This window comes from Microbacterium sp. BF1, from assembly GCF_019279095.1.
GTDB lineage: Bacteria > Actinomycetota > Actinomycetes > Actinomycetales > Microbacteriaceae > Microbacterium > Microbacterium maritypicum.
The window spans coordinates 1-3,665 of the sequence record NZ_JAGYWT010000246.1 but is presented as its reverse complement, the minus strand read 5'-3'; the positions used below and the strand labels follow the sequence as shown (position 1 = coordinate 3,665).

Genomic DNA, 3,665 nt, shown 5'->3' with positions numbered 1-3,665 from the left:
CGCGGTCTACCGCATCCTGCAGGAAGCACTCACGAACGCGATCCGACACGGCGACGGCGCGGTCGACGTGAACCTCGCCTGGCTGCCGGATCGCGTCGACGTGGACGTGCGCAACACGGTCACGGGTGAGGCGACCGTCGCGCCGGGCGGACACGGAGTCATCGGCATGCGTGAACGCGCACAGCTCGTCGGCGGTAGTCTGCAAGCCGAGCGCCGAGGGACACAGTTCGTCGTCCACGCCACGCTCCCCATCGGAGTCTCCGAATGATCAGAGTCGTGCTCGTCGACGACCAGGCGCTCTTCCGTGCCGGCATCCGGATGCTCGTCGCCTCCCAGCCCGACCTCGAAGTGGTGGGGGAAGCCGGCGACGGGAAGGAGGCGCTCGACGTCGTCCGCATGACCCGGCCGGACGTGGTGCTGATGGACATCCGGATGCCCGTCATGGACGGGCTCACCGCGACTGCCGAGATACTGGCACGCCCGGAGCCGCCGCGCATCGTCATGCTCACCACGTTCGACCTCGACGAGGCGGCGGCGCGGGCCATCCGTCAGGGGGCGAGCGGCTTCCTCCTCAAGGACGCCGACCCCGAGTTCCTGCTCGCCGCGATCCGCACGGTGCACTCGGGGTCGAGTGTGATCGCCGCCTCGGCGACGCGCGACCTGTTCGAGCACTTCGCCGAGGCACCCAAACCTGTGCCCGCGCAGTACACCGACCTCACGGACCGTGAGCGGGAGATCTTCGCGCTCGCCGCCCGCGGGCTCTCGAACTCCGAGATCGCCGCTCGCGAGTATCTGAGCGAGGCGACCGTGAAGACGCACATCAGTCGCATCCTCAGCAAACTCGCGCTGCGCGACCGCGTGCAGCTGGTGGTCTTCGCCTTCGAGCACGGCCTCGCCTGATCCCCTGCGCGCTCCGGGGCGCCCCGCAGATCATCCTTGCGATGTATGCGGAAGGGTCCCCGGGAGCGATGACCCGCGCGGGGCCGCGGAAATAACGTCGGAGTCATGGAGATCACGACCACCGACCTCGGGCTCGCCGCCCGCGTCCAGCACCTGAAGAAGACCTACGGCTCCGGCGAGGGCACCGTCCGTGCGCTGGACGATGTGAGCGTCGGCATCCGCCGTGGGCAGTTCACCGCGATCATGGGGCCGTCCGGTTCCGGCAAGTCCACCCTGATGCACATCATGGCGGGACTCGACAATCCCACCGAAGGGCGTGCCTGGATCGGAGACACCGAGATCACCGGCCTCGGTGACATCGACCTCACGATCCTGCGGCGTCGACGCGTCGGCTTCATCTTCCAGGCGTTCAACCTGGTCCCGACGCTCGATGCGCTCGGCAACATCATGCTTCCGTTCGAGCTCGACGGTCGTCGCGGAATAGACTGGAGCGCGTGCGTAAAACGTCCGCCGTTCTGGCATCCCTCAGCCTCGCCGTCCTCGCCCTGACGGGCTGCACCGCGACAGCATCCGACGGTGTCGCCGCGTGCGACCGCGGCGGCAACGACAAGATCCTGAACGTCGCCGACGTGAGCGGTGACCTCGGCTCCGTCCCCGATGTCGACGTCTTCGGACCGGTCAAGACCGACAAGACCTCGTTCGCCGACGTCACCGTCGGAGACGGTCTGGCACTGGGATCGGACTTCCAGCCCGTGGTGCTGGACATCGCCTTCTACGGCGGAGACAGCGGCAAGGCGCTCTACCAGTCCGAGTTCAACGGCGACCAGAGCCGCGTGCACAGCATCGACTACTGGGCTCAGCGTTCCGCGGGTCTCGCGGACGTTCTCGAGTGCGCCACCGGTGGCAGCCGTGTCCTCGCCGTCCTGACTCCGGAGGACTTCGGGGCCCAGAACGTCCAGGCGTTCGGTCTCGACAAGGGCGAGAACATCGTCGCGGTCATCGATGTGCTCGATGTCATGCCGGCGAAGGCATCCGGTGCACTGCAGTTCAACGACGCACGCGGCCTACCCAGCGTCGTCCGCGCCCCCGACGGCACTCCCGGCATCATCATCCCCGATGTTCCCGCGCCGACCGAGATCGTGACGCAGACGCTCATCAAGGGCGATGGCCCGAAGGTGAAGGAGGGCGACATCGTCGTCTCCAACATCATGGGTGTCGGCTGGGACGACAAGACGGTCACCACGAGCTCGTGGGGCAAGGACGCGAGCGTGAGTGTGGCCGCCGAGCAGCTCGTGGGCGCCACCGTCGGGTCGCAACTGCTCGTCGTCTTCCCTGCTGCCGAGAGCGCTCCGGCCACGGCGATCGTCGTCGACATCCTGGGCGCAGTGACGGCGCCCACGCAGTGATGGCCGCCCGTATCCCCGCGGAGGAGCGCCTGACGAATCTCGTCGTGGCGCTGATGGCCACGGAGATCGGGTTGACCAAGCAGCAGATCCTCGACAACGTCTCCGGGTATCGGCAGCGCGCAGAGGCGGGCACCCGATCGGACGCCCTGGAGAAGATGTTCGAGCGGGACAAGGACGAGCTGCGCTCGCTCGGCGTGCCCATCGAGACCATCGGGGACGCTGCGGATCCCAACGACCTCCGCGAAGCGCGCTACCGCATTCCCCAGGCGGAATACGATCTCCCCAGCGACATCGAGTTCTCGCCGGCCGAGCTGGCAGTGCTCCAGCTGGCCGGAAGCGTCTGGAGCGCCGAATCCGTCTCCGGGGACGCTCAGTCGGGTGTCCGCAAGATCCGTGCCCTCGGGATCGACGGCGACGAGCCGATCATCGGTTTCGCCCCTCGTATCACGGCTAGGGATGCCGCGTTCTCTCCGTTGCAGGATGCGATCGAACGGTCCCGAGTGGTCTCCTTCGACTACCTGAAGCCCGGCGAGGATGCCCCTCGCCGGCGCCGCGTCCGCCCGCTGGCGCTGGTCGACTACGAGGCACGGTGGCATGTCTTCGGCGTCGACGTCGATGCAGAGGAGGACCGCACCTTCCTGCTCAGTCGGATCGTCGGGGATGTGCGGGTGAGCTCCCAGAGCTTCGACCCCGCCCTGCGCGACGGTGCGGGGGATCGCGCACTCGCAGGGTTGGAACGGGTCGCGTCCGAGAACTCGGCTCTCCTGGAGATCACCCCGGGTACGGAGGCCGCACTGCGCCTGGGCCGAAGGGCCACATCAGCTCCTCAGGGCATCAACGTGCCCTTCGTGGACCTGCACATCCTCGCGGACGAACTGGCCTCGTACGGTCCGGAGGTTCGCGTGGTCGAGCCCGCACCGTTGCGCGACGCCGTGATCGCGCGTCTTCGCGCCGTCGCCGAGCTGCACACCGACGAGGAGGAGGCGAGATGACCGCCAAATCGAAGCCGTTGCTCGCCGCCGACCGGGTGCGGTTGTACCTGACCCTTGTTCCTTATGTGCTCGAGCACGGACAGGTGTCCCTCGAAGAGGCCGCGACGGAGTTCGGCGTCACGTCGCAGGAGATGCGCGGCATGGTCGAGAAGCTCACCGTCATCGGGCTTCCCGGTGAAGACGGCTATTGGCAGCAGCCGCAGGAGATGTTCGACATCAACTGGGACCTCCTGGACCTCGAAGACGTCATCGAGATCACCAACGATGTCGCGCTCCGTCGTGTGCCGCGCTTCACCGCGCGGGAGGCGGCCGCCCTGCTCGCAGGTCTGCAGATGGTGGCCGCGGTTCCCGCCGTCTCGGACTCGGG

Annotated in this window: 4 protein-coding genes and 2 pseudogenes; all 6 read left to right on the top strand. The window is 67.6% G+C overall.

The window, feature by feature from the left end; genetic code table 11:
• The coding region (locus KZA10_RS09730) for an ATP-binding protein (RefSeq protein WP_374196565.1) at nucleotides 1-268 on the top strand (268 nt) is incomplete at its 5' end.
• Nucleotides 265-900: a response regulator transcription factor gene (locus tag KZA10_RS09725; RefSeq protein WP_055870070.1), complete on the top strand. Its 636-nt coding sequence runs from the start codon at nucleotides 265-267 to the stop codon at nucleotides 898-900. The genes KZA10_RS09730 and KZA10_RS09725, both read left to right, overlap by 4 nt.
• 105 nt (nucleotides 901-1,005) lie before the next feature.
• Nucleotides 1,006-1,377, top strand: a pseudogene (locus tag KZA10_RS09720) (ABC transporter ATP-binding protein); the annotation flags it as partial.
• A 17-nt stretch (nucleotides 1,378-1,394) separates the two neighbouring features.
• The gene (locus KZA10_RS09715) at nucleotides 1,395-2,306 is read left to right on the top strand and encodes a hypothetical protein (RefSeq protein ID WP_017830631.1); all 912 of its coding nucleotides are present in this window, start codon (nucleotides 1,395-1,397) and stop codon (nucleotides 2,304-2,306) included.
• Nucleotides 2,306-3,298, top strand: coding sequence for a YafY family protein (locus tag KZA10_RS09710; protein ID WP_141386067.1), 993 nt, complete (start codon nucleotides 2,306-2,308; stop codon nucleotides 3,296-3,298). The genes KZA10_RS09715 and KZA10_RS09710 overlap by 1 nt, the downstream gene beginning before the upstream one ends.
• Nucleotides 3,295-3,665: pseudogene (locus KZA10_RS09705) on the top strand (WYL domain-containing protein); the annotation flags it as partial. The gene KZA10_RS09710 and the pseudogene KZA10_RS09705, both read left to right, overlap by 4 nt.

What these genes read in the sequence shown, in the direction of transcription:
- KZA10_RS09710 (WP_141386067.1), top strand. Translation starts at nt 2,306, where the DNA reads ATGGCCGCCCGTATCCCCGCGGAGGAGCGCCTGACGAATCTCGTCGTG.
- KZA10_RS09725 (WP_055870070.1), top strand. Translation starts at nt 265, where the DNA reads ATGATCAGAGTCGTGCTCGTCGACGACCAGGCGCTCTTCCGTGCCGGC.